A 26,552-nucleotide genomic window follows, 5' to 3' on the forward strand; every position below is an offset into this window, starting at 1 on the left:
TAAACACCCCTAAGCTGCGCCTTTGGACTTGGTATGAGTGTTAAAAACATTTCAATGATCTTTTCTCGAATTTAAACGGACTATTGATGCTCGCTATTCCCTTACCATTTGTCGCATCCTTGCTGTTATTTATAGCCGGTGTGGTGCTTCGATGCCGTTACCCACAAACGAGTCAAAAACCATTCCGGTTTATCATGCTGTGTGTATTAATGATGATGGTAGTAGGGCTGAGATGGACGCTAGATATTACCTTGGTTCGCTTCCTACAACCTGTTCTTAGCGCAAATGTGCCAGTCGCGGCTTGGCTCTGTTTTGCAGGAGCTCATCGGAGTATATCTAATACTCAGTTACATTGGTTAGGTCCGTTTGCGGTTTTTATTGGCTCATTTTTTTATCACCATATCTGGGTTGGTACCGTCGATGTTTTGCTGATCTTACTCTATCTCGGCTATGGTAGTGTGTTGCTAAAGTCGTCGTTTAGTGTGCCGGAAAATGTTCGGCTAACTGACATATCGAAAGTGGTCGTTGCCCAGTGGGTTGCGGGTGGACTTCTGCTGTTTTCTGCTTTGGTTGATGGCGTGCTCTCTTATGATATCTTGCTACTAAATGCGCAGCACACGAGTTGGATACTCTCGGCTGGTTATCTTGTGCTTATTCCAGCTATTGTTGCGGCAGTGGTGGTTGTTAGTCTAAGTACAACCTCCACGAGCGAATACAAGCAGCCTCAAGCTGAGCCTTCCATGTTATACGGTTTTCCTGAGCAAGCGGATATGCCAGCCAATTCAGTGAAAGGCTTGGATGAAGACAAAGCTGAAGAAACTACGCAGATCATGACTAGGTTTGATGCATTGATGAGAGAGCAACAAGTATTTAAAGACCCAGATCTGTCTCTTAATCGGTTAGCGCGAAAGTTAGGTATTCCGGCCCGAAAAATATCGGCAGCGGTTAATCAAACTCACAAGCAAAACATCTCGAAGGTCATCAATGCTTATCGAATTGAACATGCGAAGACTCTGCTTAAGCAAAGTGATGAGTCAATAACGGATATCTTTCTTAGCTCGGGCTTTCAAACCAAATCCAATTTTAATCGGGAATTTTCAAGGATAACTGGGCAAACTCCGAGTGAGTATCGAAGCTCGCCACAAGGATTAGATTGATTAGGGTTTGCTTGCTGTTTATCGGTTTAGAAAGTTAAGGATGTCATTTAATATCAATTGATGTAGCTCGCTGCGCGATGCACCCAAGCCATCTTTGCAAATAATGCCATCGCCTGATACCTCGTTTTCGAGCATAGCCTCTGCTCCGAGTTTACAGTCTTGCATAAAACTGAAATGGGCCGCTTTTTCATAGACTTTATAGCGTCTTGAATTCAGAGGCATGTGCTCAGCAATATAGCCAGACTCTAATGCCTGAGGCAGATCGCCGATATCGACGCCAGCCGCCAGTATTAAGCTTGGTACATTGATGTCTCTTAGACTCTTAATAGAAAAGCTTCGAGCGAGACCTAAATCCAGACTCACGATACGCTTGATTCGTGGATCTCGCAGCGCTTTATTGTGTGGTTCTGAAGTTTGGAGCTTTAATAACCCAAGCTCTTGAGACAGTCCACAGGTTCTTGGGTTAGGGTATAGTAGGCAATCAGCCTCAAACCTTGCCTTATCTAATTTCGCTCCAGCTAATAGCATCACTGTCCAGCCGCCCAATGAATGTCCGATCGCAGTAACATCGCTAGGGTTAGTAGAGGGTTTCCATTTGGTTGAGGTTAATAAGTAATCCAGAACGCGTGACACATCTCGTGGCCTTTCCCACCATTTCGCCGCTTGGATGGATGATTGGTCAAAAGAGGTAGTGCCCGGATGATCAGCGGCTGCTACTATGTAGCCGCGCTGAGCAAGCTTGGTTGCCAACCAGTTTTGGTTTCGCCAGTTTCCTCGGTAGCCGTGTGATAACAACACCACAGGAAATATGCCTGATTGGATATGGGCACCCTTTATAACTTGTGTTCCAACGAAAGCTGGGTTGTCACCAATTAAGGTTGTCGCTGAAACATCTTGTGTAGGATACCAAATGGCGATGTTTAGCGGCCGCTCAGAGTCATCGGTTAAGGTGATTTGCTTGAATCCAACACCAGAAGCGCTGACGGAAGCACAAAGAAAATATAAGGATGCAAGCAGTAAATATGTCCATTTCATAACTTTAGCTCCAATTGAATTGATTGGAGCTAATATGGACTAAAGCTAGGTATCACGAGACCTAAAACACGATCGAGGACGCCCTAGATCGTGTTTGACTACCGAATTTATCGTCTAAGTTTTGGTTGTTTGTCTCCCAGACTTTTCTATTAATCTTTATAAAAACAACTTTCCGAATTCGCGGTATTCTCAATAGGACAAGATTCCATATAAGGATCATGAGGTACGCAGAAGGTATAAGCGCCATCTGTTTCTGCACGAGTGCCTTTTACCCAATCATAAGACCAATTATTGTATACAGCATATCGACTTCCAGGCTCGTTGCTTTCTGCGCTCCATACATATCGTTCATGCATGGGCTCTTGATTTGAAGGCTTGGTGTTTTTGTCATTAAGATAATCAATGATTATTTGATAGGGTGGAAGCTCCCAACCGCTATTGGCACAGCGCCCAGATGCTTTAGAAAAATCCTCCCAATCTACGTAATACTCGTAGGCTCCATTTAGGAGAAAGTACTCGCTACATACCCATACTAAAGAACCATGAGAATTGATTTGCGAGCATTGCTTCTTCTTCACATTAGAATATGAGTTAGTGGACCATGTTTCCGAAAAGTAATCCGATGGCGGGATATAGGCATCATAATCTATCATGGAGCCAATTTTGTCACCTTGAGCCCATGACTTGCCGGTTTCGTCGGTACAGGCTTTGTTAACAGTATGGGTAACTTCGACATGTGGCATGGGTAATCCAGCGACACTGATCTGTTTGATATGCGTAGTTGTCGAGTTATCTACGCCAGAGCATTTTCCAAACCAATTAAAATCACCGCTCCAACTTCCTTTAATCGTCCAGCCTTTAGAGAAAGTGCCCATATAGCAATCGTCGCAGCCAATTTCTGGCTTTTTATCCAAGAAGTCACAGGTAAAATTGCCCGGCGTACTCCATGAATTGCACGAAAGACGTGTAGACGGTTGAAAAGCTTCCGATGCTTGTTCTTCAGGGCTCTGTGATTCATTTTCACTGGCAATTGCGATAGACGGGGCGAGCATCAAAGGTGCCCATAGCAAAGTAAGAAATTGACTGATTTTCATAGTTTACCACCTACCTAATTCGCCGACTTTTTGCCACTAAACTAATGTTCAATGCTTTGCGAAACACTCAATAACGATTTATTGACAATATTCCAAACTACATTAATTGAGTTAATAATCAATAAAAATTTAGCATGTATTGGTATGGAGTAAAACTCTATATGGGATGTATGTTCATGTTTTATCTTGAAACAATCTCCTAACATTATCCGCAAAACACCTCTTCTAGGACTATGTATTTCAGGCTGTAAAAGGCTTGAGCACTTCAAAAAAGCCATAGAACACTGCTTTAACTTCACCACTTGACACAAGATAAATGACTATTTATCTATTTATAGTGAATATATAGACAAAACTGATGCCCATGCCACACTATTGTTAAAATTGTTAATTTATTTGTTTACTATAGATTTGACTTATGTGATCACTATTGACTGAATTAACAGTAGGAGTGTGAGCTATGAGAACATCCAATACTTTTAAAGTTTTGATTCCATCCGTGCTTATTTCCGTTCTGTCTGCCGGTGCGCAAGCTAAGATTTATCCTGACCAGTTGGTCACTGACCAACTAGGTGAAGATGTCTGTCGTACTGGTTACCGCCCGATAGATCGCTTCGAAGCAAATGCACAAAAAGGCTACATTGTTTCTCGCATGGGTCAGTGGCAAATCACTGGCTTAAAAGATAACTGGGTAATTATGGGGCCTGGCTATCACGGTCGAATCAAGCAGGATACTCCCAATAGTACCACTTGGTGTTACCCTATTGATGCGGTGTCTGAAATTACTACTATGCCAAAGGCCTCCATTCCTGAGGGTGATGAGGTAGATATTCAGTATGCGTTGGTAACTGATCACGCTAACTTTGTGCGTCCATTGAGTTATCTCGCTCATTACCTTGGTTATGCTTGGGTTAGTGGCAACCATAGCCAATTTGTCGGCGAAGATATGGATGTCAGACGTGAAGGCGACGGTTGGGTGATTCAAGGCAATAAGGATGGCTCATGCGACGGCTACCGCTGTGATGAGAAAAGCAAAATCACAATCAATAACTTTGCGTACACTCTCAACGATAGCGACTTCTCCCACGGTGACATAACCGAATCTGATCGCGAGCTAGTAAAAACGGTGACGGCGATTGCTCGCAATAGAAGTGACATTGAACAGCAGGTGGTGGTGGATCTGTCATTGAACGAGTCAACCAATTGGTCTAAAACTGACACTTATGGGTTTGCTCAGTCGGTATCGACAGAAAATGAATTTGACTGGCCTTTGGTTGGAAAGACTAAGCTGTCGATTTCAATTGAAGCTAATCAGAGTTTCGCCAAAACTAATGGCGGCTCGACTAGCGAACAAGTGACGCTTCAAGCAAGACCAACTGTGCCTGCTAATTCTGAGATCCCAATTCGTGTCGAACTTTATCGGTCGAGCATCTCTTATCCATACAGTTTTGGCGCAAATATAAGCTATGATGTTGAATTTGATGGATTTTTACGTTGGAGTGGTAATGCTTGGCATTCTCGCCCAGATGACCGTCCTAACGTAAAACACACTTTTACTATGGGACGTGGTAGCGACAAATCAGCAGATATTCGTTATCAATGGGACCACCGTTATATTCCGGGTGAAGTCAAATGGTGGGATTGGAGCTGGGCTATCACTGAAAATGGCTTAGAAAATATGCAAACTGTGGTAGGAGAAAGCCTACGTCCATTTTACTCTCGTGTTTCTGGTGACTTTAATGCGGAATCACAATTTGCTGGCACGATAGAAATTGGTCAAGCCACACCGATAAGTAATCGCGTTAAGCGCTCAGCGGAACCTCTGGTCAGTGAGCAAGTTGGTGATGTCGAAATCACAACTAACTTTGATGCACAAGAACTAGAAGAACTTGGCTTTAGTGACGCTCATCTAAGCATTACACCTGCCGAATAATCTGGCTACCGCACTAAACCTGAACTCCAGCTTCATTGGCAGATGTCAGTACTAACAGAGCAGCTTAGCTGCTCTGTTTATTTGATTTGGGCTTAATAAAAGCAAAAAGGTGAACCAATTGGTTCACCTTAGATTTAAGCAACTATAGATTGCGATATATTGAATATCTTATGCTTCTGCACGGCGGTCGCGATTATGACCACGCTCACCGCGATAGTTTCCGCGATTATCGCCACCACGGTTGCGATCGAATCGGCGTTCTCCGTCACGGCGTCCACCTTCACGGTTACCACGGAAGTTGCCTTCACGACGGCCACCTTCGCGATTACCACGGAAACCACCATCGCGACGTCCGCCATCACGACCGCGACCTGAGTCACGACGTCCACGAGGCTCACGGAAATCGTCAAAGTCACACACCACAGCATCGACCTGCTTTTGGCGGATACGTAGTTTACGCAGTTTACCTGCAGTTTCAGAAGGCATTGCTTTAGGTAGCTGGACGTAAGTTTCACCTTGTGCAAGTTTGATAGCGCCGATTGAGCCTTTGGTCAGACCAAGCTCATTGGCTAATGCACCAACAATATCTTTAACCTGAACGCCTTGCTCACGGCCAACTTGAAGTTGGTAGGTATCCCAATCTTGATTGCTAGAGCTACGGTCTCTACCACGACCATCTCTACCGCCTTCGCGACGCTCTTTACGGCGCTGTTTGTCGCGTTCGATTGCTTGGATCATAGGATCTTCGCCAATGTAAAACAATGGACGCTTACCTTGTTGACGTTTAAGTAAGATTGAAGCCAGTGTGGTTGCGTCTAGCTCTAACGTCTCTTGAAGCTTTTCTACTAGCTCAGTGAATTTTTCTAGAGATTTATGCTCTTTATCTTGCTCAAGTTCAGCACCTAGCTTAACTAAGCGAGCTTCTGCTACTTTATCGCGCAGTGGAAGTTGGATCTCTTCCATCGATGATTTAGTCACACGTTCGATAGTACGAAGCATGCGGATCTGATTGGTGCGAACTAAAAGGATCGCTTTACCTTTACGTCCTGCACGACCTGTACGGCCAATCCTGTGAATGTAAGACTCTACATCAAAAGGAATATCGTAGTTAAATACGTGAGTGATTCTTGGAACGTCTAGGCCACGAGCAACAACATCTGTTGCAACAAGAATATCGATCACACCCTGTTTGATATGATCAACAGTACGCTCACGTAGAGACTGTGGAATATCACCATGCAGCGCTGAAGCTTTAAAGCCGCGAGCACATAGCCAGTCTGCTAGGCGCTCTGTATCTTGACGAGTGCGAACGAATACAATAGACGCGTCAGTTTCTTCAGTTTCTAAAAGGCGAGACATTGCTTCATCTTTCTCGACACCTTTTACAACCCAGAATTGCTGCTCAACTTTATCTACAGTGTGATTTTTACCTGCGACATCAATTGTCACTGGCTCACGCAAAAAGCGCTCAACAATGTTTTTTAGCATTGGAGGCATAGTTGCAGAGAACAAAACACGCTGAGCAGACTCAGGAGCATGCTCCATGATTTCTGTAACGTCGTCGACGAAGCCCATGTTTAGCATTTCGTCTGCTTCGTCGAGAACAAATGTATGTACTTCGTCTAGATGCAAGCGTTCGCGGTTGATCAAGTCTTGAACACGACCTGGAGTACCAACAACAATGTGAGCACCATTCTTAAGCGCTCGCATTTGATCAACGATGGATGCGCCACCGTAGATCTCAAGAACTTTTAGACCGGATATATTTTGGCCTAGGTTTTTCATTTCTGCAGCAACTTGAATCGCTAGTTCGCGAGTTGGTGCAAGAACAATCGCCTGAGGTTTACGTTGAGCCAGATCTAGCTTGTTCAATAGTGGAAGTGAAAATGCTGCGGTTTTGCCAGTACCAGTCTGAGCTTTACCTAGTGCATCGGTGCCTTCCATTAGGTGAGGGATAGCAGCAGCTTGAATTGGGGTTGGTGATACAAAGCCCATTCCGTCTAGAGAAGAAAGAATAGCGTCATTTAGCGCTAAATCGCTAAACTGAATTACAGAATCTGTCATTGGGATCCTACTAAAATAAATGTCAACAAAAGGTCCCACGAGCTCTACCAATTCCATTACCAATCCAGTGAGTGCTGAATCCGTTCAGATGCGGATAAGTCGTAAATCGCATCAAGCCGCTAGGGACATATCTAAGGGGGGCGAATTATTCCTTAAAACCACAAAAAAATCCAGAAAAAATTGAAATACATCACAATTTTTTCCTAGCTTTAAGTGATTAAGAACAGAAGACTCCAGCGCTTTGTTCAATAGATAGATACCGGGCTACTTGGTGTTTGTTATTGATATACATAATAATTTAATAAAGTTCATATGAATTAGGTGGTCAATTTCTGCGATATACATTAAGGGCATTACCTAGTAAAATGCTATACACAAATTGGCTCGACTGGATGTGGTTGTGATGGGTTGATCCCTGCAATTGGTTTAATCAGCTGTAAATGTACTGGTTGATGCCATACATCCAGAAAATAAAACGAATTAGTTAAGAAGTTTGCATGTTCCAAGATAATCCCCTACTGGCTCAACTTAAGCAGCAGATACAAGAAAACCTTCCCAAGAAAGAAGGTACGATTAAAGCGACCGAGAAAGGCTATGGCTTTTTGGAGGTCGATAACAAAACGAGTGTCTTTATTCCGCCACCATACATGAAAAAATGTATGCATGGAGATAAGGTAAGAGCCATTATTCGTACCGAAAAAGAGCGCGAAGTTGCAGAGCCAGAAGCCCTATTGGAACAGGGCATTAACCGTTTTATCGGTCGAGTTAAGTGGTTTAAAGGCAAGTTAAACGTTAATCCTGATCATCCACAACTTAAAAAATTATCGCTTAAAGCTAAGGTCACAAAGGGCTTAAAGCGGGACGATTTGAAGGAAGGGGACTGGGTTGTTGCCCATCTAATCCAACACCCATTGGCTGACGATAATGGTTTTTTGGTCGAAATATCAGAAAAGATTACGGATGCCGATGACAAAATAGCGCCTTGGTGGGTGACACTAGCACAAAATGAATTACCCAATACCGAGCCTCCGGGCATAGAAAACTGGCAGATTGAGGATGACGCTGATCTAGAGCGTCTAGACATGACGCACTTGCCTTTTGTCACTATTGATGGTGCGTCGACTCGGGATATGGACGATGCTCTGTATGCTCAGAAGTTAGATGATGGAAGCTATGAGCTAACGATCGCGATTGCCGATCCTACTGCCTATATTACGCCAAGCTCTGAAATGGATAGAACTGCACGTCAACGTGGATTTACTATCTATTTGCCAGGGCGCAATATTCCTATGCTGCCAAGAGAGTTAGCTGATGACCTATGCTCTTTGGTAGAAAACGAGTTAAGACCTGCGCTTTGCTGTTCTGTTCACATTGGAGCTGACGGTGAACTAGGCGATGACGTTAAGTTTTTTGCAGCCACTGTGAAATCCCACGCGCGTCTAGTTTATGATCATGTTTCAGATTGGCTGGAAAACAGCGAGTCACAGTCATGGCAACCTGATAGCAGCACAGCTTCAGTGATAAACGCCCTTTATGAGTGTTCGCAGGCTCGAATTCAGTGGCGCGAGAAAAATGCCGTTGTTTTCCCAGATCGCCCAGACTACCGTTTTGAACTTAGCGAAGATAACGACGTTCTTGCTATTCACGCAGACATTCGTCGTAGTGCAAACAAAATAGTAGAAGAATGCATGATTACTGCAAATATTTGCGCAGGTAAAGTTCTTCAGTCTAGTTTCGATTCAGGCGTGTTCAATACCCATTCTGGTTTTAAACAGGATAAGCTGAGTGATGTTATCGATCTTATCAACAGCGAAAACAGCGAGCAGACCTTTACCATTGAGAGTATTTCTACATTGTCTGGCTTCTCTGAGCTTCGCCGTTGGTTAGCTAAGCAAGATACCAGTTATCTCGAACACCGTATTCGCAAGTATCAAGCGTATAGTGAAATTGGTAATCAAGCTCTACCTCATTATGCAATGGGGCTTGAATTGTATGCGACTTGGACCTCACCGATTCGTAAATATGGTGACATGGTCAACCATAGAATGCTGAAAGCTCATATTATGGGCAAAGCACCGGTTCAAACTGCTGATGGTGATCTTGGCGATGAATTAGCCCAGCACCGTAAACACCATAAAACGGCGGAGCGTAATGTCGCTGATTGGCTATATGTGCGCACTTTAGCGGAAGAACCAGCAGAAGGTACCCAATTTTATGGTGAAATTTTTGATGTCTCTCGAGCAGGGTTACGCGTTCGTTTACTCGAAAATGGTGCGGTTGCATTTATACCTGGTGCTCTAATATTGGCCAATAAAGAGCGTTTAAAATGTAATTCAGAGCTTGGATTAGTGTCTATTGACGATGAGATTGTTTACCGAGCGGGTGATGTCATTAAGCTTGTGCTAAATGAGGTAAATCAAGAAACTCGTAGCATTGTTGCTAAACCTGTCGAAGTATTTGCTGAGGCAAAAGAAGCCGATTAAAAAGAGACGGATAAGTAAGGGTTCATGACTTACTTATCCACTTCTCCGCATCACTGAGTCTACCCAAACACTGGTTTCGGACCTTTACCAATTTCTCGCTTAATCACCGTTAAATCAATGCTTTTCACAAAAATGTAACCTTACCTACATATTATGCCACCAGTGTATATCCTTTATTTGAATCGGAGATAGTTATGATTCGCACCATTTTCACTGTTTTATTAAGCGCATGTTTTAGTTTTAACCTAGCGGTAGCCAGTGAGGTCAATGTGTCAGGATCGACCTCAGTAGCGCGCGTAATGGATGTGTTGGCTGAAGACTTTCATCAAAGCCACCCTGAAACCTATATCGCAGTGCAGGGGATTGGTTCAACAGCAGGTATTACCTTATTGAAAAAAGGAGTCGCCGACATAGGTATGAGCTCTCGTTACTTGACAGAGAGCGAACAAGATGAATCTCTCACTGTCACTCCTTTGGCTTATGACGGCCTTGCTGTTGTTGTGAATAAATCCAATCCGATCAGTAATATCAGCCGAGAGCAGCTTTTTGACATATATAAGGGCAAGATAGTCAATTGGAGCTCAGTCGGTGGTCTTGATCAAAAAATTGCAGTGGTGACTCGTGAGGCTTCATCTGGTTCTAGGTACAGCTTCGAGAATCTTCTTGGGCTAACTAAGATAGTCAATGGTCGACAAGTTTCCTCAATCAGTCAAAATAATTTGGTCGTTAACAGTAATAGTATGGTGAAAACCTTAGTTAGCCATAACAAACAAGCGATAGGCTTTATCTCAACTGGTTCTGTAGATAGCTCGGTAAAAGCGATTAAGTTCGATGGAATAGAAGCGAGTACTCAAACTATAGCGACAAATAAATATGGCCTATCTCGACCTTTTTTGGTGCTGTATAAACGCTCTGAATTAGGCGAACAAGCGAAATCGTTTGTTGAATATTTGCAAGGAAAGCAAGCTAAGGGCCTAATCCGCGAATACGGATATACACCCATTAGCAAGTAGATAAGTTACGGGAGAGGGAACGCTGGTCCGTCTTTAAAAATGAAGCTGTATTACTGAGACAACAACGGCTCCAGGGCGTCTGACCCCTTCGATCTCAACCTTGATTTCACGTTCTATCTCCAAACCTTTTTTGATAGGTGTCACTTTAGATAGCTTGCTGACAGCGCGAACGCGGCTATTGGCTTTGACTGGATATGGAAAACGTACTTGGTTCAGACCAATGTTGACCACCATTTTGGCTGTTGGGAAAAGGGAATGATCTGGGTTGACACTGTCTGTGAGCTTTGGAAGCATAGCCAGAGTTAAAAAGCCATGTGCAATCGTTGTCTTGAAAGGTGACTCAAGTTCGGCACGCTCTGGATTGGTATGTATCCACTGCATATCTTCAGTGACTTCACCAAATTGATTAATACGTTGCTGCGAGATCTCCAGCCACTCGCCTGTATGAATCACTTGGCCAAGTTTCTCTTTAAGCTGATCGAAAAGTACCTGTGCTTCAGGTTTTAATTCAACGGGCTTATTCTCAACATCATTTGATGCGTTGGGTGTCTGGACCTCATCATTGACCGCTGGTTTTTGCATATCCCAAAAGCGTGCAAATAAATAGCGGTGGTTATTCGTCTTTTGTATAAACTCATCCCAATATTCACGCACGGCAGGAGACATCCACTGCATAAATTCGGATTGCGACTTTTCACCACGATGTTTGAATAGGTCTGCGACTTTCATAAAACCTCAGAAATCTGATATTAATATACGTCAACTTGTTAAGTTTGAATCACTTCACAATTGTGCGCAACGACTTTCGGGCGTACACATGTTTTCTCACTGTTGAATTGTGTTTACTTATCAGTCGCTTAGCAATAATACATTATTTTATTAGATAATTATCACTAGAGTATATACCCTATATAATCATCTTGTGTGAGAGCGAAAGCTACTCATTGCTCCGTCGCCCGCTGAGTACTTCGACAATCCATGGCCTAGACTACCAAACAAAACTCGTGCCAAGATAGGTTGAACCAAGCTATTCGCTTTATTTATCATACCTTAAGCTCTTTTCCTTTTTCATTGCATTGTCAATGCGGAAAGGAATGGTTTGGCTAAGGCGGCAATATTTGTTCCCCGTAGGCTAACGCAATGTTAAGGAGCTGGATAAACCATAGGGAAGTCTAGCATAGGGTGTTTTCCTATCATGCAGCGATAACCATACACCGACATAATCATCTCTGCGGATAAAGCGTCTTCGGGGGACGCATCGCAGGCTATGATACCTTCGTTGAGTATGACAAGACGATCAGAATATTGTGCCGCGAGATTTAAGTCGTGTAACACCACCACTACTGCCGTATTTTGCTCATCTGCCAGTTGTTTCATTTTGGACAACGTATTGTGCTGATGTGTGAGATCCAGGGCTGAAGTCGGTTCATCAAGCATTAATATTTTACGCTCCCCCGATTGCGCCAATTGCACGAGAACGCGAGCTAAGTGCACTCGCTGTTTCTCTCCTCCTGACAAAGATGGGTAGAGCCGTTCGGCAAGATGGAGGACGTCAGTCACCCTCATATAGTGTTGGGCAAGATCTCGCACTTCACTACTGACTAATGTTAAGGGAATTGCGCCTAGCTCGACGACCTCTTGCACAGAGAAAGGAAAAGTGAGCGTATTATGCTGTGGTAACATACCTAAATGTTTGGCTAATTCCTTAGCATTCCAGAGATTTTTTTCTTTACCAAAATAGGCTATGTCGGCGTTGGATTGTCTCTCACCACAAAGTACTTTTAGTAGCGTGCTTTTACCTGCACCATTTGGCCCTAACAGGGCGGTAACTTCGCCAGAACGTATTTCGAGACTTACATTGTTGAGGATCAGACGTGAGTCTACGCGTATGGAGACATTGTTTGCGCAAAGTGCATGACTATTCATTAAAAAATCTTTCCTCTTTGCTGGAATAGGAGGTAAATAAAAAATGGAGCGCCAATCATTGCGGTGACGATTCCAACCGGAAGTTCGGCCGGCGCAAGCACTGTACGTGAAATCATATCGGTTACCGTAAGAAGCAACGCGCCTAGGCAGGCTGATATTGGTACCAAGGAGCGATGATCGGGGCCACATAACATGCGGCCTAAATGAGGAATGATTAAACCGATAAAACCTATCATGCCAGACACACTAACGGCCACGCCAACCCCGATCGCAGTTAATAACATCAACAAACGCTTGAGCTTTTGTACTGGGATCCCCAGATGAGCAGCTTCCGCTTCACCCAAGAGTAAAGCGTTTAAAGGCATTGCATTGCGTGTGAAGCAGACTAGCAATAGGAAAAGAGTGGCGGCGCAAAGTAAAACACTGGTCCAACTGGCACCGGCTAGCGAGCCCATCTGCCACAATGAAATGTCTCGCAGCATCTGGTCGTTGGCAATAAAATTCATGTACCCAAGGCCCGCAAAAGATAGAGTAGTTATTGCTACACCCGCTAATAGCATGATGGTCACAGACGTACCTAATTTGTTAGTCCCTAATCGATATACAAAACCAGTGGCCACTATGGCCCCCAAAAATGCGAATAAGGGTACAGCAATGATATTAATAACATTCGGGTAGTCAGTGTTGTATTCAGAAAACAGGACGATCGCGATGGCCCCGCCCAGAGATGCGCCTGCAGAAACCCCTATAATGCCTGGTTCAGCGAGAGGGTTGCGAAACAACCCTTGGGTTATTGTGCCACAAATTGCCAATATCGCGCCGACAAGAATACACAGCAAGGTTCGTGGTAGACGAATTTCATGGATGACCATATGAATATGATCTGGAAGCTGATTTGAATGTGTTGCGACACTCATTAGACTATCCATGAAGCTGATATTCATGGGACCGACACTAATCGACCCGACAGCGGTAAGTAAAATAAATGAGCTTAAAACAATGAGTATTGAAGAAAGGGAGGTATGACGTAGCATAGTAAAGAGCTCTACTTCATTGTATTAAGTATTTTGTTTAAGCGCTCGGCCTCTGAAAGGCTTTTTAAACCCAAACCACCAACGATTGCGTGTCCATCGATTGGAATAATGTTTTTGGCTTTTCCGGCTGGTGTCGCAGCAAGGAGAGGCATTTTGTCAAAAATTGTCTCTATCCCGCCGATCTTATCCAGGCTTCGGCCACTGACTAATATGATGTCAGGCTGCATCTCTAACATTGATTCTGTAGAGAGCGGCTTATACGAATCAATTTTTTGCGCTGCTGGGTTTAAACCACCAGCTAATTGAATGATTGCGTCTGGCACCGTGTTTGCGCCTGCAACATTTGCAGGCCGACCCTCATGTACGAGAAGAAACAACACTTTTTGCTTTCGTTGCAATGTTGAGCGATTTGTCTCTAGCGCTTGAATGGTTTTTTGTATGTTGGTTTTTAGGGCTTGTGCTTTCTTTTCACTGTGAGTGATCGAGGCAATGTCATCGATGCGTTCTAATAAGCCTTCAGGTGTGGGCGATGAATTGATCACATCAACACTGACTCCTGCATTGGATATTTGGTCTAACACATTTTGGGGACCCATTTCATTAGAGCCAATAACAAGGGTTGGATTAAGAGCAAGTAGGCCCTCTGCGGAAAGGTTTCTGTGATAGCCGATTTTGGGCAGTTGATTTTCTGATGGCACTTCGCTAGTGATATCTACTGCTACGATTTGGTCTTGTTTATCAAGTGCGATCAGTAATTCGGTGACAGCACTACCGGTACTAATTATTCTGTCACTTGCTGATGTTGATGCTGTAATAAGAAATAGGGAAAGCGTAGTGACGCCTTTAGCAATGATAGATTTTAGCATAGCTTGACCTTAGTGTTTTGTTTCTTGGGTAAGTAACTGGGTGGCTTGAATATTATTTTCTTGCAGAAAGGCAAGTAACTTTACTAGATGCTGCACATCTGCCGTTTTTTCCGCTCCTATAACGATAGACTTTTGATTAGATTGATATGCCTGCTTCACTGCATGAGAGAAGGACTCCCAGTCTGAATACTCTTGACTATTTAGTGCCCAGTAAGGCTCTGTTGGTAAAATGTTCAGTGTGATTACTTGGTTTTCTATACTCGATGTCATTGGTGAGTCTGTAGTTGGTAAGCTGACCTCCAGAGAGTCAAGCTTGACCGCTGCGGTTAGCATCAAAAAAACCATAACAATAAAAATAATGTCTAATAAAGGTGTTAAATCCGGTGTTAAGCTCACGGGATTCGATTGTCGATTCACTTTGATCATGGTATCGCCTCATGAGAGACTGGGGATGGTTGAGTTTTTGCTTGTTGAAATTCGACCCCCTCTAGCCAGAGGTTAGTAAAATTGAGAGTATGCTCTAGCTTAGCCATGACCTTGTCTGCCCAAAGACCAAGTAGCTGAGCACTCGCGATCGCTGGCAAGGCAATGAATAGGCCTGCCGCCGTTGTTCGCATTGCGATACCTAGGCCATCGGCTAAGTCATTTGGAGTAATGTTACCTGATGATGTTGCAACACCTTTAAACATCTCTATCAGACCAAGTACAGTTCCGAGCAGCCCAATTAGAGGGCTTATCACGCCAATTAAGCCAAGAAGACGAAGGCCTGAGTTGAGTTGCAGACGTTTTTCTTCCAACCACATACCAGCGGTATCTTCGCGTAAAATTTTCGGATAACAATGATGTTGGAGCAAGATGGAAACGCCCTGATAGAGAGGTGGTCGGCGGTGAGAAAACTTTTCAGCAAGGCCAGTAATCTGTTGAACATTTGAAGGGGAGATTTGCTTAAGCTCGGCATGAATGCCTTTTCTTCCTCTACCAGAGCAGATACAAAGCTGCATGAGGCGTTCGAGTACAATCATTACTGTTGCGAATGAGCATAAGATCAGTGGCCATGTCATTAGGCCCAGTTGTTGCTGGAGGTAATTTATGTGTTCCATTGTTAATCCATATTGAAACGTACGGGAATTCTTACTCTATGAGCGATTTTCTGGCCGTTGATACTGTGTGGAGAAAACTTCCACTTCTTTATCGCCTTTAGTGCGGATTTGTCTAAAATAGTTTGGCCTGAAGAGGATATGAGTTGTTGAGACACTTGTTGGCCATCTTCGTCTAACCAAACTTCATAAGTGACCACGCCTGTTAATCCTCTCTTTCTCGCTAACCTAGGGTATATGGGTTGGACTGGCTTGGATATAAAACTTGGTTTGTTCACCAACACGGGTTTTGTGGTCGCGCCCTGATGAGAACTTGCAAGTTGAGGTTGGGTCATTTTTTCTTCGATAGGCTTATGAACTGTCTTGTCTGGCTCTTGTTGTTTTTGCGGTTTGTCTGATTGTTCGCTGACCTTTTTTTTAGCTGCAAGCATAGCGCTCTCTTTTTTATTAACAGAAGTGACCGCAGCTAACTGACTTTTGACATCATCAGTGACTTGTGAGGTTGATGATGAGTTTTGCTCTGTTTTGGGCCTAGCCTTCTCGCTCTTTTGGCTGTCAACAGAAGGAGATGTGAAATGAATAGAGACTGAAGAAGGTGTATTGCCTACAGGTATGACATAGGCTTTAGGCTCAAATTCCACTCCAAAAATCATACTATGGATAGCAATGGATAGACTACCCGCAATCACATACCTGTTTAAATGCATATCAGTGTTATGACAAAAATCATCAAGAGGTAAATTATCTAACAAGATGCAAATAATATCAATTATCAATTGCATTATCATTTCTGTAATTCTATGATTGCGTGAATTTTGTCACGCTAGTCTGTTACTGCGGTAAAAAGGCTTTCTCATCGATGTTCGAGGAATGTGTTTTACTGTTGTTAGCGGCTTGGTGCTATGAGGAATATATGCAGACATTGAAGGAAAAAGTGGCCGAATTGGTCTTTGAAGAGCCAGCGTTATTACCCGCAGAAATTGCTGATGTATTAAATGTTTCTGAATTTGAGGTTGTGAGCGCTTTACCGGATGACATGGTTGGTCTTGCTGGTGGGGAGCAAGCCCAATTCTATCTTGAAAAACTGGTTGGATTTGGCCCTGTGACGACTATTGTGCATTCCTTTGGTTCAATTTTTGAAGTAAAGGCACCTTTCCCAAAAGGTAAAATCGCAAGAGGTTATTATAACTTGATGGGAAAAAGTGGAGAGTTACATGGCCACTTAAAGCTAAGTAATGTAGTTAATATAGCTTTGGTTAGCAAACCTTTCAGAGGTCGCGAGAGTCACTACTTTGGTTTCTTCTGTGAAAAGGGGAACAACATATTCAAAGTGTATCTAGGTAGAAATGATCAAAGAGAGTTAATTCCTGAACAGGTAATCGCGTTTAGGCAGTGGCAACAAGACTTAAAGTAGTATCGATCGTAGAAAAATAAAAATCCGACAAATTAATCATCATAATAACAAGGAGATAATATATGGATGATCATGTTAAGCAAGAGCGTTTACAAGGACGCTTAGGGCCTGAGATCCAAGAGTTTCGTCAAAATTGTCTTACTCTTCAACTTGCTACTGTTGACGAACAAGGTCGGCCTAATGCCAGTTATGCGCCGTTTGTACAAAATGAATATGGGTATTTTGTATTGATATCTGACATTGCCCGTCACGCTCGTAACCTTCTTGTGAGCCCTAATGTTTCGATTATGATGATCGAAGATGAAGGACATTCCAAGCAACTTTTTGCTCGTAAACGCCTGACGTTTGATGCTACTGCAGTGGTAGTAGAAAGAGACACACCTTTATGGAATGATGTTATTACGCAAATGAACGAGCGATTTGGCGACATTATTGATAACTTAAGTCAATTACAGGACTTTATTCTATTTAAAATGCAACCTGAAAAGGGATTGTTTGTGAAGGGCTTTGGTCAGGCTTATCAAGTGTCTTGTGATGATCTTGTTGACTTTGTTCATTTGGAACAGGGGCATAAAAAAGTTCAGCAGTCTTAGCCCAAAGGAGCACATGAGGCTCCTTTTTTTTGCTTCTGCGTTTTATATCGATATGTTCTCGTTTTCAATGATCGAGATTACTCTGGAAAGTTGACACCAGCTTCCCTAAACAGTCTCTGGCACGCTTTTCCATCACTGTGGAATAGATGACAGCGATTGGCGGGTATATCAACAATGAAATTATTACCTACCTCTATGGCTAATGTATCTGGTTCGCGATATATAACATCTGCGTCGGCTGCGCCAATATGTAGGTAAACTTGAGTTTCATTTCCGAGTTTTTCGACGATGTTAACTTGTCCCTCAATTGAAGCATCGCCTTGACCACATGGCAGCAAATGCTCGGGTCTAACTCCCAGTGACATACGTGAACCTCGTGTGATGCTTGTTCCGTCAACTGGGATCCAAAATGCGGTGCCATTGGCAAGCTGAACCATGACTCTATTGTCTTCTACTGCTTCAATGAAAACACTAATAAAGTTCATCTTAGGTGAACCAATAAAACCAGCCACGAAACGATTACTTGGATAATGATAAAGCTCTAATGGCTTGCCAACTTGGGCAACATAACCGGCATCAAGAACGACAATTTTATCCGCCATTGTCATCGCTTCCACTTGATCATGTGTTACATAGATCATGGTACACCTTAGCTTTCGTTGCAGCTTGGTGATTTCTGAACGCATTTGTACCCGCAAGGCAGCATCTAAGTTGGATAAAGGTTCATCGAGTAGAAATACTTTAGGTTGTGACACCAGAGTTCGCCCGATAGCAACTCTTTGCCTTTGCCCGCCAGATAAAGCTTTGGGTTGTCGGTCGAGCAGATGACTGAGTTGGAGTACATCGGCTGCGTGTTCTACACGTTTATCAATTTCACTCTTATCTGCTTTACTGAGCTTGAGACCAAATGACATATTTTCATACAGATTTAAATGCGGATATAGAGCATAGGATTGAAAAACCATACCGACGCCACGTTTAGATGGCTCAATATGATTCATCAGTTTAGAGTCAATATAAAGCTCTCCTGATGTAATGTCTTCGAGGCCAGCAATACAGCGCAGTAACGTTGACTTACCGCATCCTGAAGGACCAACAAAAACAACAAACTCGCCTTCTTTTATGTCTAGGTCAACATTCTTTGAGATTAATACGTCGCCATAAGCCTTTGATACATTCTTTAATGTGACACTTGCCATCTCGCTTGTCCTTGATCAAAATTCTATCTTTTTATTGGGTTGCATATCAATTATCTGTGTGTGGTTATATTAAGCTGCAGCGATGGAAATCACCACATCAGACCCGCTAACGAAATCGCAATTTTGTGTCTGGATGTTACACGATTATTGCCTATTGCGGCGACTCTTGGCCATGTAATCCAGTTTTTAAACTTAGCTAGAAAAGTCTGATAAAAACTGGAAAGGTTCCTACTTATCCGCTCTGGGACCAAGCTAGTTTGCTTTTTTGACGATTGTTATACATCCTCCTAGTCCTTATCTATCTGGGGGGAGCAGTGAGGGAGTAGATGCATCTATTGTTTGATGGTGTGTCTAGATCAAATTCAAAGAAACACAGAGCTTATTGGTGAATTTGATCACGGCATGCGTATTTTATGTGATTTATGTCGTTTTTGTTCATCGATGCATATCACGAAAATACGCCATAATAGGCGAGGCGTAGAAGATGGGATGATGAGCTAATTGATAATTTGGCGAGAATGAGTTGTCCCAGTGGGCAATAACCCCTGAAACAGCTTGAGCTCATAATTCAAAGACAAAAAAGGATGTGAAGATGAGAAATTCCCTGACTAAAGTAACCCTAGCCGCACTGTCGGTGTTTACTTCCATAAGTGTGAATGCGGCTATCGAAGAGGGGCAATTGACCATCTGGGTAGGAGGGGATAAAGCTTATGAAGGAATGGCTCAAATAGGTCAGCGTTTCGAAGAAGATACAGGTATTAAAGTCACGGTGGCTTTCCCTGAAAAATTAGAGGAAAAATTCCCTAAAGTTGCCGCTTCGGGAGAAGGACCTGATATTATATTTTTTGCTCATGATCGCTTTGGTGGTTATGCAGAAGGTGGATTACTTGCCGAAGTCAAACCCTCGAAAGAAATCGAGCAAGGAATTGTTGATTTTGCGTGGGATGCCGCTACGTATAAAGGTAAAAAAATAGCCTATCCTGTTGCTATTGAATCGGTCTCTTTAATCTATAACAAAGCGCTATTACCGACACCACCAAAAACGTGGGAAGAGATCCCAGCCTTAAATGCAAAACTTCAAAAGTCAGGTAAAAAAGCCATTATGTGGCCACTGCGAGATGGTGCTTATTTCACTTGGCCGCTTTTATCAGCCGATGGTGGGTATGCGTTTAAGCAAGTCAAAGATGGCTACGATATTAACGATGTAGGAGTGGCTAAAGATGGAGTCCAAGCCTCTTTGACCTTTATCAATGATATGATTAAAAATAAGGTAATTTCTGCTGATATGAACTACTCCGTTTCTGAGTCAGAGTTTGCGGCTGGCAAGGTCGCTATGACCATCAATGGCCCTTGGGGTTGGGCGAATATAGATAAAGCAGGAATTGACTATGGAGTAACGACACTGCCTAAATTCAATGGGCATGCTTCAAAGCCGTTTGTCGGAGTTTGGGTTGGAGGAATAAGCTCGGTTTCTCCAAATAAAGAGCTGGCCGTTGAGTTTCTTGAGAACTATTTGCTCACTGATCAGGGGCTTAAGAGTCTTAATGATGATAAACCACTGGGGGCAGTGGCTTTAAAATCATTCCAGAAGTTGGTTGACACTGATTCTCGTATTGCCGCAACAATGGATAATGCGATGAATGGAGAGATAATGCCAAACATCCCCCAGTTTACGACCTTTTGGTATAGCATGAAAGATGCATTAGATAATGTGGTTGATGGACGTCAAAGCGTAACTGAAGCATTGAAAACAGCTGAAAAAAGAATGACGCAATAACTAACTTGGTATCGAGAAGGGGGGATGAGCCCTCCTTCGTTTTTCTATCATCGTGAGCAGGATATTATATGCAGTCAGTTCAAGGCACGGTTACCATGCCATCGTCAAGAGTCAGCTCGCTTTCTAACAAAAAAGTGTTGTTCAAATGGGCCTTCTTGGGCGTGTTAGGCATTATCAACGGCTACGCTAGTATATTGATGTACTCAAGAGGTGAGTTCGCGTTTGCGCTACTTACCCTTACCCTCACTGCACTAGCCTTGTTCATTTTTGGCAGTGCTAAAACCTATGCACATCGTTATATCTATCCGGGTATCGCCGGAATGATACTATTTATTATTTTTCCTCTAGCCTATACGGTAAGCCTTTCTTTCACTAACTACAGTGCTAAAAATCAACTGTCTTTTGAGCGTGCTCAATCTGTTTTACTGGAACGCACCTACCAAAGTGGTGAAAGCTATCCGTTCTCGCTATTTCGTACATCGACAGGGTATCGTATTGCAATCACTAAAGCGGACAGTTTGTTTGTAACCGATGAGTTAGATTTGGAGGCTTTGAACTCCGAGCTGTATTTATCGTCTGCAAGACAAGTTGAGGGGAAAAAAGAAGCAATAAAAACCATCATAAAAAACAAGTCTTTGCTCGGTGGTCTTGCACTTCACTTACCGTCAGGTGAAGTGGTAAGAATGAGCGGACTGCGTAAGTTTGCTTCCGTGGGACCACTTTATACACTGCAAGCTGATGGTGAAACTTTATATAACAATGAGACCCAGCAGTATCTGCGTCCCAATAATAAAATTGGCTTCTACCAACCAATCAATGACGAGGGACAGTTTATAGGTTCTCCGGTCTCACCTGGCTACATAGTGACGGTTGGGACATACAACTTTGAACGCGTTTGGAAAGAAGATGGTATTAAACAGCCATTTGTCAATATTTTCGTCTGGACTGTAGTTTTTTCCGCTTTGAGTGTTGGGCTCACTCTCATCCTAGGCTTGGTTCTAGCGAATATCGTTCAGTGGGAAGCGTTAAAAGGTCGCGCCATTTATCGAGTCCTTTTGATTCTGCCTTATGCCGTCCCTGCATTTATTTCAATATTGATCTTTAAGGGCTTATTTAACCAAAGTTTTGGCGAGATCAATATGGTATTAGAGGCTCTTTTTGGAATTAGCCCTAGCTGGTTTTCCGATCCTTTGATGGCTAAGGTCATGATCATTATCGTTAATACTTGGCTTGGTTTTCCTTACATCATGATCTTATGTATGGGGCTCTTAAAAGCCATTCCTGATGACCTCTATGAAGCATCAGCGATTGACGGAGCAAATTTCATTGATAACTTTCGTCGAATTACTTTGCCGTTAATGATTAAGCCGTTAACACCTCTTCTTATTGCCAGCTTCGCATTTAACTTCAATAATTTCGTATTGATTCAACTTCTTACTCAAGGTGGCCCTAACATGATAGGCACGACAGAGCGAGCCGGTCATACGGATTTATTGGTAAATTATACCTATCGAATTGCGTTTGAAGGTGCAGGTGGACAAAACTTTGGCTTGGCAAGTGCAATCGCGACTTTGATATTTCTTCTCGTTGGGGCATTAGCATTGCTTAACCTTCGTGTAACCAAAGTCGCCCAGGAATAAGGAGAGTTGTAATGGCAATGGTACAAGGTCAGTCACTGAAATACCGAGTTTGGGCGACACACATTTTGTTATGGTGTTTTCTCGCTTTGATTCTATTTCCTTTATTGATGGTTATTGCAATTTCCTTGCGTGAAGGTAATTTTGCGATTGGGAATATTATTCCTGACAACCCTTCTCTGGAACACTGGAAATTGGCGTTGGGATTTTCGGTGACAAATGACGACGGTTCTATCACTTCTCCACCGTTTCCAGTTCTGACTTGGCTGTGGAACTCGATTAAAGTTGCCAGTATCTCATCAATTATGATTGTCGTACTTTCAACAACATCTGCGTATGCTTTCGCTCGAATGAAGTTTAAGGGGAAAAATACCATTCTTAAGGCGATGATGATCTTTCAAATGTTTCCGCCGGTACTTGCATTGGTGGCTATTTATGCCTTGTTTGATAAGCTCGGTCAGTACATTCCATTTTTGGGTTTAAACACTCATGGCGGCCTAATTTTCGCTTATCTTGGCGGGATAGCTTTACATGTATGGACGATTAAAGGGTATTTCGAAACCATAGATAACTCACTTGAAGAAGCAGCAGCTCTTGACGGTGCTACACCGTGGCAAGCGTTTAGATTAGTTCTTTTGCCTTTGTCGGTACCGATTCTAGCGGTTGTGTTCATTTTATCATTTATCATGGTGATTGGTGAAGTTCCAGTGGCGTCGGTGTTGCTTTCTGATGTAGACTCATATACGTTGGCTGTTGGAATGCAGCAGTATTTATACCCACAAAATTATTTGTGGGGAGACTTTGCAGCAGCAGCGGTTTTATCCGCACTACCAATAACGGTGGTATTTTTATTGGCGCAGCGTTGGTTGGTAGGAGGACTTACTGCTGGCGGTGTGAAGGGCTAATTCTAATATTCTAATAACTAGGGTGCCTGCGAGGTTATCCCATTGCTTCTCGACTCTACCTACTTTGGTTTGGCCGCCGATCAGTTGAGGAGAGAGCAGCTCTGGCGTTACGCATAGCTGGCTGTTAGCTTAGATTCCTTACGATGTTACTACTAACAGTTTTTGTAACCATAACCCGAGTAAAATCGGGTTTTTATTTAGGTGGTAAGCGCATGGGCTCTTTGTCACTCTTGCTGGATGAAGAGAAGCTTTACAACTCTCGATTAGAAGGGGCGCAGCCTAGATATTTCAGCAGAACGTAAATACTTTCTTGCGATAAAGCAACTTTGCGAAACAAATCGGCAAAGATATCGTCTCCGCCGAAACAAGTTTGGATATAATGATTAATGTCGTTACTGGTATATCCCTCTGCGTATAAGCATCTTACCCACTGATATTCGAGAGCTTGCTTGTTGAGTAAGGTTGTTTCACTGAGAGTGATCTGGTTCAACTTCAACCTGATTCCTTAGCCTAAATTAATCTTTGCTAATTAAACCAGACTAAGGTGAAGAAAAAATGACAAGGCAGTGACTTTCACTAGTTTATATCGCGTCACTATTTGAGATATTTAACATGGGCCTCCATCTCTTCCCCAATTTGTGTCCGCATGTTCATCAATCTTATGGCGGAATCTCTTAACTGTATATCATCCTCTGTTTCTGGTACCCACTCTGGGACGCTAGAGGGTTTTCCTTCTTCATCTACAGCCACCATGATTACAATACAGTGAGTTGTAAGCCGGTTTTCCAGTACTTTAGGGTCACTGGCTTGTACATCAATAGCAATATGCATGGATGTTCTCCCTGTATAAATAACTTTTGCGCTTACTTCAACAAGGTTGCCGACATGTATCGGAGCAACGAAGCGAATACCGCCAGCGTAAGCTGTAATGCAATATTTACCACTCCAAGCAGCCGCATTCGCGTACGCAGCCAAATCAATCCACTTCATTACGGCTCCGCCATGGACTTTCCCACCAAAATTCACATCTGCAGGTTCGGCTAAAAAACGGAGTGTTATTTCTCGTTGGCCATTACTCATTCGTCAATTCCTTAATCATTCCCATTATCTTATTTAATAATAATGTTAATTAAATGCAATCATTAATTCCAGCTTAGTCTAAAAACACAATATGCCCCAGAATTGAGGGATGAGACATTGATAGGGTGTATTTAAAACAGTGGGGCTAAGTGTAAGGTTTTGTTCAATGAGTATTAGTATAAGAGAGCGGATTGGTAACTGAATTAGTATGGAATAGAACTTACAATAGCCGCAGTGGCGACAGCGGCCAGATAGAAAGTAAACGCAGTAGTTTTTTGAGTATGGTATTTAATGTCTTCGATGCTACTTTGAGATGTCTTCATATTCCCCCTCCAAGACAGAGCCACGAGATGACTGTTGAAAGCGCATTCTGTTCTGGCGTAAAGATTTTTCTATTTTTCTTCCTGTTAGAAGAGCGAAAATGGCTAGTGGAACCAACATTATGATACTGAAAAGTAAGGTAAATAAACCTATAATCAGGGCTAATATACTGGCTACTATTTTATTCATATCAATTAAACCTCTTGTTTGATGTTTACATAATAACGCGCCATAAATGAACCAAAGATGAATAGAAAGTAAGAAATAAAAAAGCCGCTTTCTAGGAAAGCGGCAAATATATGGGATATTGTTATTGTAGTTGTGGAGTATGCTCCTAATTTGCATTAAGAGAAGGTTGTACGTTTATACACAGGGGTAGGTTTTGTAACGAACCCCCATCATTTGTTCCATGCAGTGCACAACTTGGCAGCTATATCCAAACTCATTGTCATACCAAATGTAAAGAACACATCGGCTGTCTTGTGCAATGGTTGCTGCTCCGTCTACAACACCCGCAAAACGCGATCCTACTAAGTCAGTTGATACCACTTCGGTGGACTCTGTGTAATCAATCTGAGTAGAGAGATCCGATTTAAGGGCCATTTCACGCAGGTAGGCATTGAGTTCATCTTTATTTGTTTCTGCACCAAGGTTAAGGTTGGCCACAGCCATAGAAACGTTTGGAGTCGGAACTCTGATCGCGTTGCCTGTTAGTTTACCTGCGAGTTCTGGCAGTGCTTTTGCGACTGCTTTTGCTGCGCCTGTTGATGTTAAGACCATATTCAGGGAAGCGCTACGGCCTCTTCGCTCTCCTGAATGGAAGTTGTCAATGAGGTTTTGGTCATTGGTAAATGAATGAACCGTTTCTATATGACCAGAAGTGACACCATACTTATCATTGACCGCTTTCAGAACAGGTGTAATGGCATTCGTTGTACAACTGGCCGCAGAGATTATGGTGTCTTGAGGAAGGATCGTATTATCATTGACGCCAAAGACTATGTTTTTGATATCACCTTTTCCAGGTGCGGTCAGAAGCACTTTTTCTGCGCCTTCACAGTCAAGGTGTTGAGCGAGACCTTCGCTATCTCTCCATACCCCAGTGTTATCAACCACTAGAGCATTATTGATTCCATAAGCGGTGTAATTGACGTCTTGAGGCTTATTGGCATAAATGAATTGGATATAGTTACCATTGGCAATGATGGCCTTGCGTTCCTCATCAACTATGATGCTGCCGTTGAATTGACCGTGGACAGAGTCTCTTCGCAGTAAACTTGCGCGTTTTTCCAAATCACCTTCTTTGCCGCCACGTACGACGACAGCGCGTAAACGCAGAGGGTAACCCGGCCCACTTTTCTCTACGAGAAGGCGAGTGAGAAGTCGACCAATACGGCCAAATCCATACAAAACGACATCACGAGGCTCAGTAACTGTCTCTCCATTCATTGCGCCAAGCAAAGAAGTATGCAGAAAATCTTTCACCCCATGGTCATCATCTCTGCCTTTCCAAAACTGATGAGCGAGTTGCCCAATATCGACTCGACATGGTGATAGTTCCATCTCAGATAAGGCTTTAATAAGCGGGAGCGTTTGTTCGGTAGATAATGGCGTTCCAGTGTATCTTCGAGCAAGCTTATGTGCCTTGATAATATCGATAGTAGCGGCATTGACCAAAGTTTTACCAAACAGGAGAACTTCAACGCCTTTATCACGGTAAAGTTGACCAAGTAGGGGAGAGATTGTTTCCGCAATCGTTTGGCTTATTTGCCACTCTAAGAGATGTTTCTCTGGACTCATGGTGTTTTTGGACCTTTCACGTTTTTTGGACTGGCTCTACACTACTATGTAGGGTAGCTGGTGTAGAGGAAATATTATTTTATTTTTACGGCGCGGATTGTAATACCTAGTGTCTTTTTCTGCT

General features: G+C 43.0%; 23 protein-coding genes. 9 read left to right on the forward strand and 14 right to left on the reverse strand.

The window, feature by feature from the left end; translation table 11 throughout:
• The first annotated feature begins 83 nt into the window (after window positions 1-83).
• Entirely contained in the window at window positions 84-1,157 is a 1,074-nt protein-coding gene (locus FIV01_RS19485) for a helix-turn-helix domain-containing protein (protein ID WP_152432602.1), read from the forward strand.
• Window positions 1,158-1,175: 18 nt separating this feature from the next.
• Here FIV01_RS19485 and FIV01_RS19490 read toward each other — a convergent pair whose 3' ends face one another.
• Entirely contained in the window at window positions 1,176-2,192 is a 1,017-nt protein-coding gene (locus FIV01_RS19490) for an alpha/beta hydrolase family protein (RefSeq protein ID WP_152432603.1), read from the reverse strand.
• 149 nt (window positions 2,193-2,341) lie between these two features.
• The gene (locus FIV01_RS19495; protein WP_152432604.1) at window positions 2,342-3,286 is read right to left on the reverse strand and encodes a hypothetical protein; all 945 of its coding nucleotides are present in this window, start codon (window positions 3,284-3,286) and stop codon (window positions 2,342-2,344) included.
• Between the two features lie 460 nt (window positions 3,287-3,746).
• On the opposite strand from FIV01_RS19495, the gene FIV01_RS19500 reads away from it, so the two are divergent.
• On the forward strand, window positions 3,747-5,219 hold the full coding sequence (locus tag FIV01_RS19500) for an aerolysin family beta-barrel pore-forming toxin (RefSeq protein WP_152432605.1): 1,473 nt from the start codon (window positions 3,747-3,749) through the stop codon (window positions 5,217-5,219).
• A 168-nt stretch (window positions 5,220-5,387) separates the two neighbouring features.
• Here the strand turns inward: FIV01_RS19500 and FIV01_RS19505 are convergent, their stop codons facing one another.
• Window positions 5,388-7,283 (reverse strand): DEAD/DEAH box helicase, encoded by a 1,896-nt coding sequence (locus FIV01_RS19505; protein ID WP_152432606.1) that lies wholly within the window; start codon window positions 7,281-7,283, stop codon window positions 5,388-5,390.
• Window positions 7,284-7,780: 497 nt separating this feature from the next.
• Here FIV01_RS19505 and rnb point away from each other — a divergent pair, with 497 nt between their 5' ends.
• Complete coding sequence (rnb, locus tag FIV01_RS19510) at window positions 7,781-9,766, forward strand: exoribonuclease II (RefSeq protein WP_152432607.1); 1,986 nt, start codon at window positions 7,781-7,783, stop codon at window positions 9,764-9,766.
• 194 nt (window positions 9,767-9,960) lie between these two features.
• On the forward strand, window positions 9,961-10,779 hold the full coding sequence (locus FIV01_RS19515) for a phosphate ABC transporter substrate-binding protein (RefSeq protein ID WP_152432608.1): 819 nt from the start codon (window positions 9,961-9,963) through the stop codon (window positions 10,777-10,779).
• Window positions 10,780-10,812: 33 nt separating this feature from the next.
• On the opposite strand, the gene FIV01_RS19520 is transcribed toward FIV01_RS19515, so the two are convergent.
• From FIV01_RS19520 to FIV01_RS19550, 7 genes are all read right to left on the reverse strand, one after another.
• The gene (locus FIV01_RS19520; RefSeq protein WP_152432609.1) at window positions 10,813-11,508 is read right to left on the reverse strand and encodes a MaoC family dehydratase; all 696 of its coding nucleotides are present in this window, start codon (window positions 11,506-11,508) and stop codon (window positions 10,813-10,815) included.
• A gap of 414 nt (window positions 11,509-11,922) precedes the next feature.
• On the reverse strand, window positions 11,923-12,705 hold the full coding sequence (locus tag FIV01_RS19525) for a heme ABC transporter ATP-binding protein (RefSeq protein ID WP_152432610.1): 783 nt from the start codon (window positions 12,703-12,705) through the stop codon (window positions 11,923-11,925).
• Window positions 12,705-13,739, reverse strand: a complete 1,035-nt coding sequence (locus FIV01_RS19530; protein ID WP_152432611.1) for a FecCD family ABC transporter permease — start codon at window positions 13,737-13,739, stop codon at window positions 12,705-12,707. The genes FIV01_RS19525 and FIV01_RS19530 overlap by 1 nt, the downstream gene beginning before the upstream one ends.
• An 11-nt stretch (window positions 13,740-13,750) precedes the next feature.
• Window positions 13,751-14,605, reverse strand: coding sequence for a heme/hemin ABC transporter substrate-binding protein (locus FIV01_RS19535; protein WP_152432612.1), 855 nt, complete (start codon window positions 14,603-14,605; stop codon window positions 13,751-13,753).
• 9 nt (window positions 14,606-14,614) lie between these two features.
• On the reverse strand, window positions 14,615-15,031 hold the full coding sequence (locus FIV01_RS19540; RefSeq protein WP_152432613.1) for an ExbD/TolR family protein: 417 nt from the start codon (window positions 15,029-15,031) through the stop codon (window positions 14,615-14,617).
• The gene (locus FIV01_RS19545; protein ID WP_152432614.1) at window positions 15,028-15,705 is read right to left on the reverse strand and encodes a MotA/TolQ/ExbB proton channel family protein; all 678 of its coding nucleotides are present in this window, start codon (window positions 15,703-15,705) and stop codon (window positions 15,028-15,030) included. Before FIV01_RS19545 ends, FIV01_RS19540 begins: the two co-directional genes overlap by 4 nt.
• 2 nt (window positions 15,706-15,707) lie before the next feature.
• Window positions 15,708-16,484: an energy transducer TonB gene (locus FIV01_RS19550; protein WP_246210497.1), complete on the reverse strand. Its 777-nt coding sequence runs from the start codon at window positions 16,482-16,484 to the stop codon at window positions 15,708-15,710.
• A 131-nt stretch (window positions 16,485-16,615) separates the two neighbouring features.
• Between FIV01_RS19550 and hutX the strand changes: the two genes are divergently transcribed.
• Both hutX and hutZ read left to right on the forward strand, forming a co-directional pair.
• Complete coding sequence (gene hutX / locus FIV01_RS19555; protein WP_152432615.1) at window positions 16,616-17,116, forward strand: heme utilization cystosolic carrier protein HutX; 501 nt, start codon at window positions 16,616-16,618, stop codon at window positions 17,114-17,116.
• 62 nt (window positions 17,117-17,178) lie between these two features.
• Window positions 17,179-17,709: a heme utilization protein HutZ gene (gene hutZ, locus FIV01_RS19560; RefSeq protein WP_152432616.1), complete on the forward strand. Its 531-nt coding sequence runs from the start codon at window positions 17,179-17,181 to the stop codon at window positions 17,707-17,709.
• A 77-nt stretch (window positions 17,710-17,786) separates the two neighbouring features.
• On the opposite strand, the gene malK is transcribed toward hutZ, so the two are convergent.
• Window positions 17,787-18,908: a maltose/maltodextrin ABC transporter ATP-binding protein MalK gene (gene malK, locus FIV01_RS19565; protein ID WP_152432617.1), complete on the reverse strand. Its 1,122-nt coding sequence runs from the start codon at window positions 18,906-18,908 to the stop codon at window positions 17,787-17,789.
• A gap of 592 nt (window positions 18,909-19,500) precedes the next feature.
• On the opposite strand from malK, the gene malE reads away from it, so the two are divergent.
• From malE to malG, 3 genes are all read left to right on the forward strand, one after another.
• A complete protein-coding gene (malE, locus tag FIV01_RS19570; RefSeq protein ID WP_152432618.1) occupies window positions 19,501-20,685 on the forward strand; it encodes a maltose/maltodextrin ABC transporter substrate-binding protein MalE in 1,185 nt (394 codons plus the stop codon).
• A 68-nt stretch (window positions 20,686-20,753) separates the two neighbouring features.
• A complete protein-coding gene (gene malF / locus FIV01_RS19575; protein WP_152432619.1) occupies window positions 20,754-22,325 on the forward strand; it encodes a maltose ABC transporter permease MalF in 1,572 nt (523 codons plus the stop codon).
• An 11-nt stretch (window positions 22,326-22,336) separates the two neighbouring features.
• The gene (malG, locus tag FIV01_RS19580; protein ID WP_152432620.1) at window positions 22,337-23,227 is read left to right on the forward strand and encodes a maltose ABC transporter permease MalG; all 891 of its coding nucleotides are present in this window, start codon (window positions 22,337-22,339) and stop codon (window positions 23,225-23,227) included.
• Between the two features lie 250 nt (window positions 23,228-23,477).
• Here malG and FIV01_RS19585 read toward each other — a convergent pair whose 3' ends face one another.
• The 3 genes from FIV01_RS19585 to FIV01_RS19600 all read right to left on the reverse strand — a co-directional run bounded on the left by FIV01_RS19585 (window position 23,478) and on the right by FIV01_RS19600 (window position 26,428).
• The gene (locus FIV01_RS19585; protein WP_152432621.1) at window positions 23,478-23,723 is read right to left on the reverse strand and encodes a hypothetical protein; all 246 of its coding nucleotides are present in this window, start codon (window positions 23,721-23,723) and stop codon (window positions 23,478-23,480) included.
• Between the two features lie 98 nt (window positions 23,724-23,821).
• Entirely contained in the window at window positions 23,822-24,307 is a 486-nt protein-coding gene (locus FIV01_RS19590) for an acyl-CoA thioesterase (protein WP_152432622.1), read from the reverse strand.
• A gap of 684 nt (window positions 24,308-24,991) precedes the next feature.
• Window positions 24,992-26,428: a glyceraldehyde-3-phosphate dehydrogenase gene (locus tag FIV01_RS19600; protein ID WP_152432624.1), complete on the reverse strand. Its 1,437-nt coding sequence runs from the start codon at window positions 26,426-26,428 to the stop codon at window positions 24,992-24,994.
• Window positions 26,429-26,552 lie beyond the last annotated feature (124 nt).

Source organism: Vibrio aquimaris, assembly GCF_009363415.1.
Lineage (GTDB): Bacteria > Pseudomonadota > Gammaproteobacteria > Enterobacterales > Vibrionaceae > Vibrio > Vibrio aquimaris.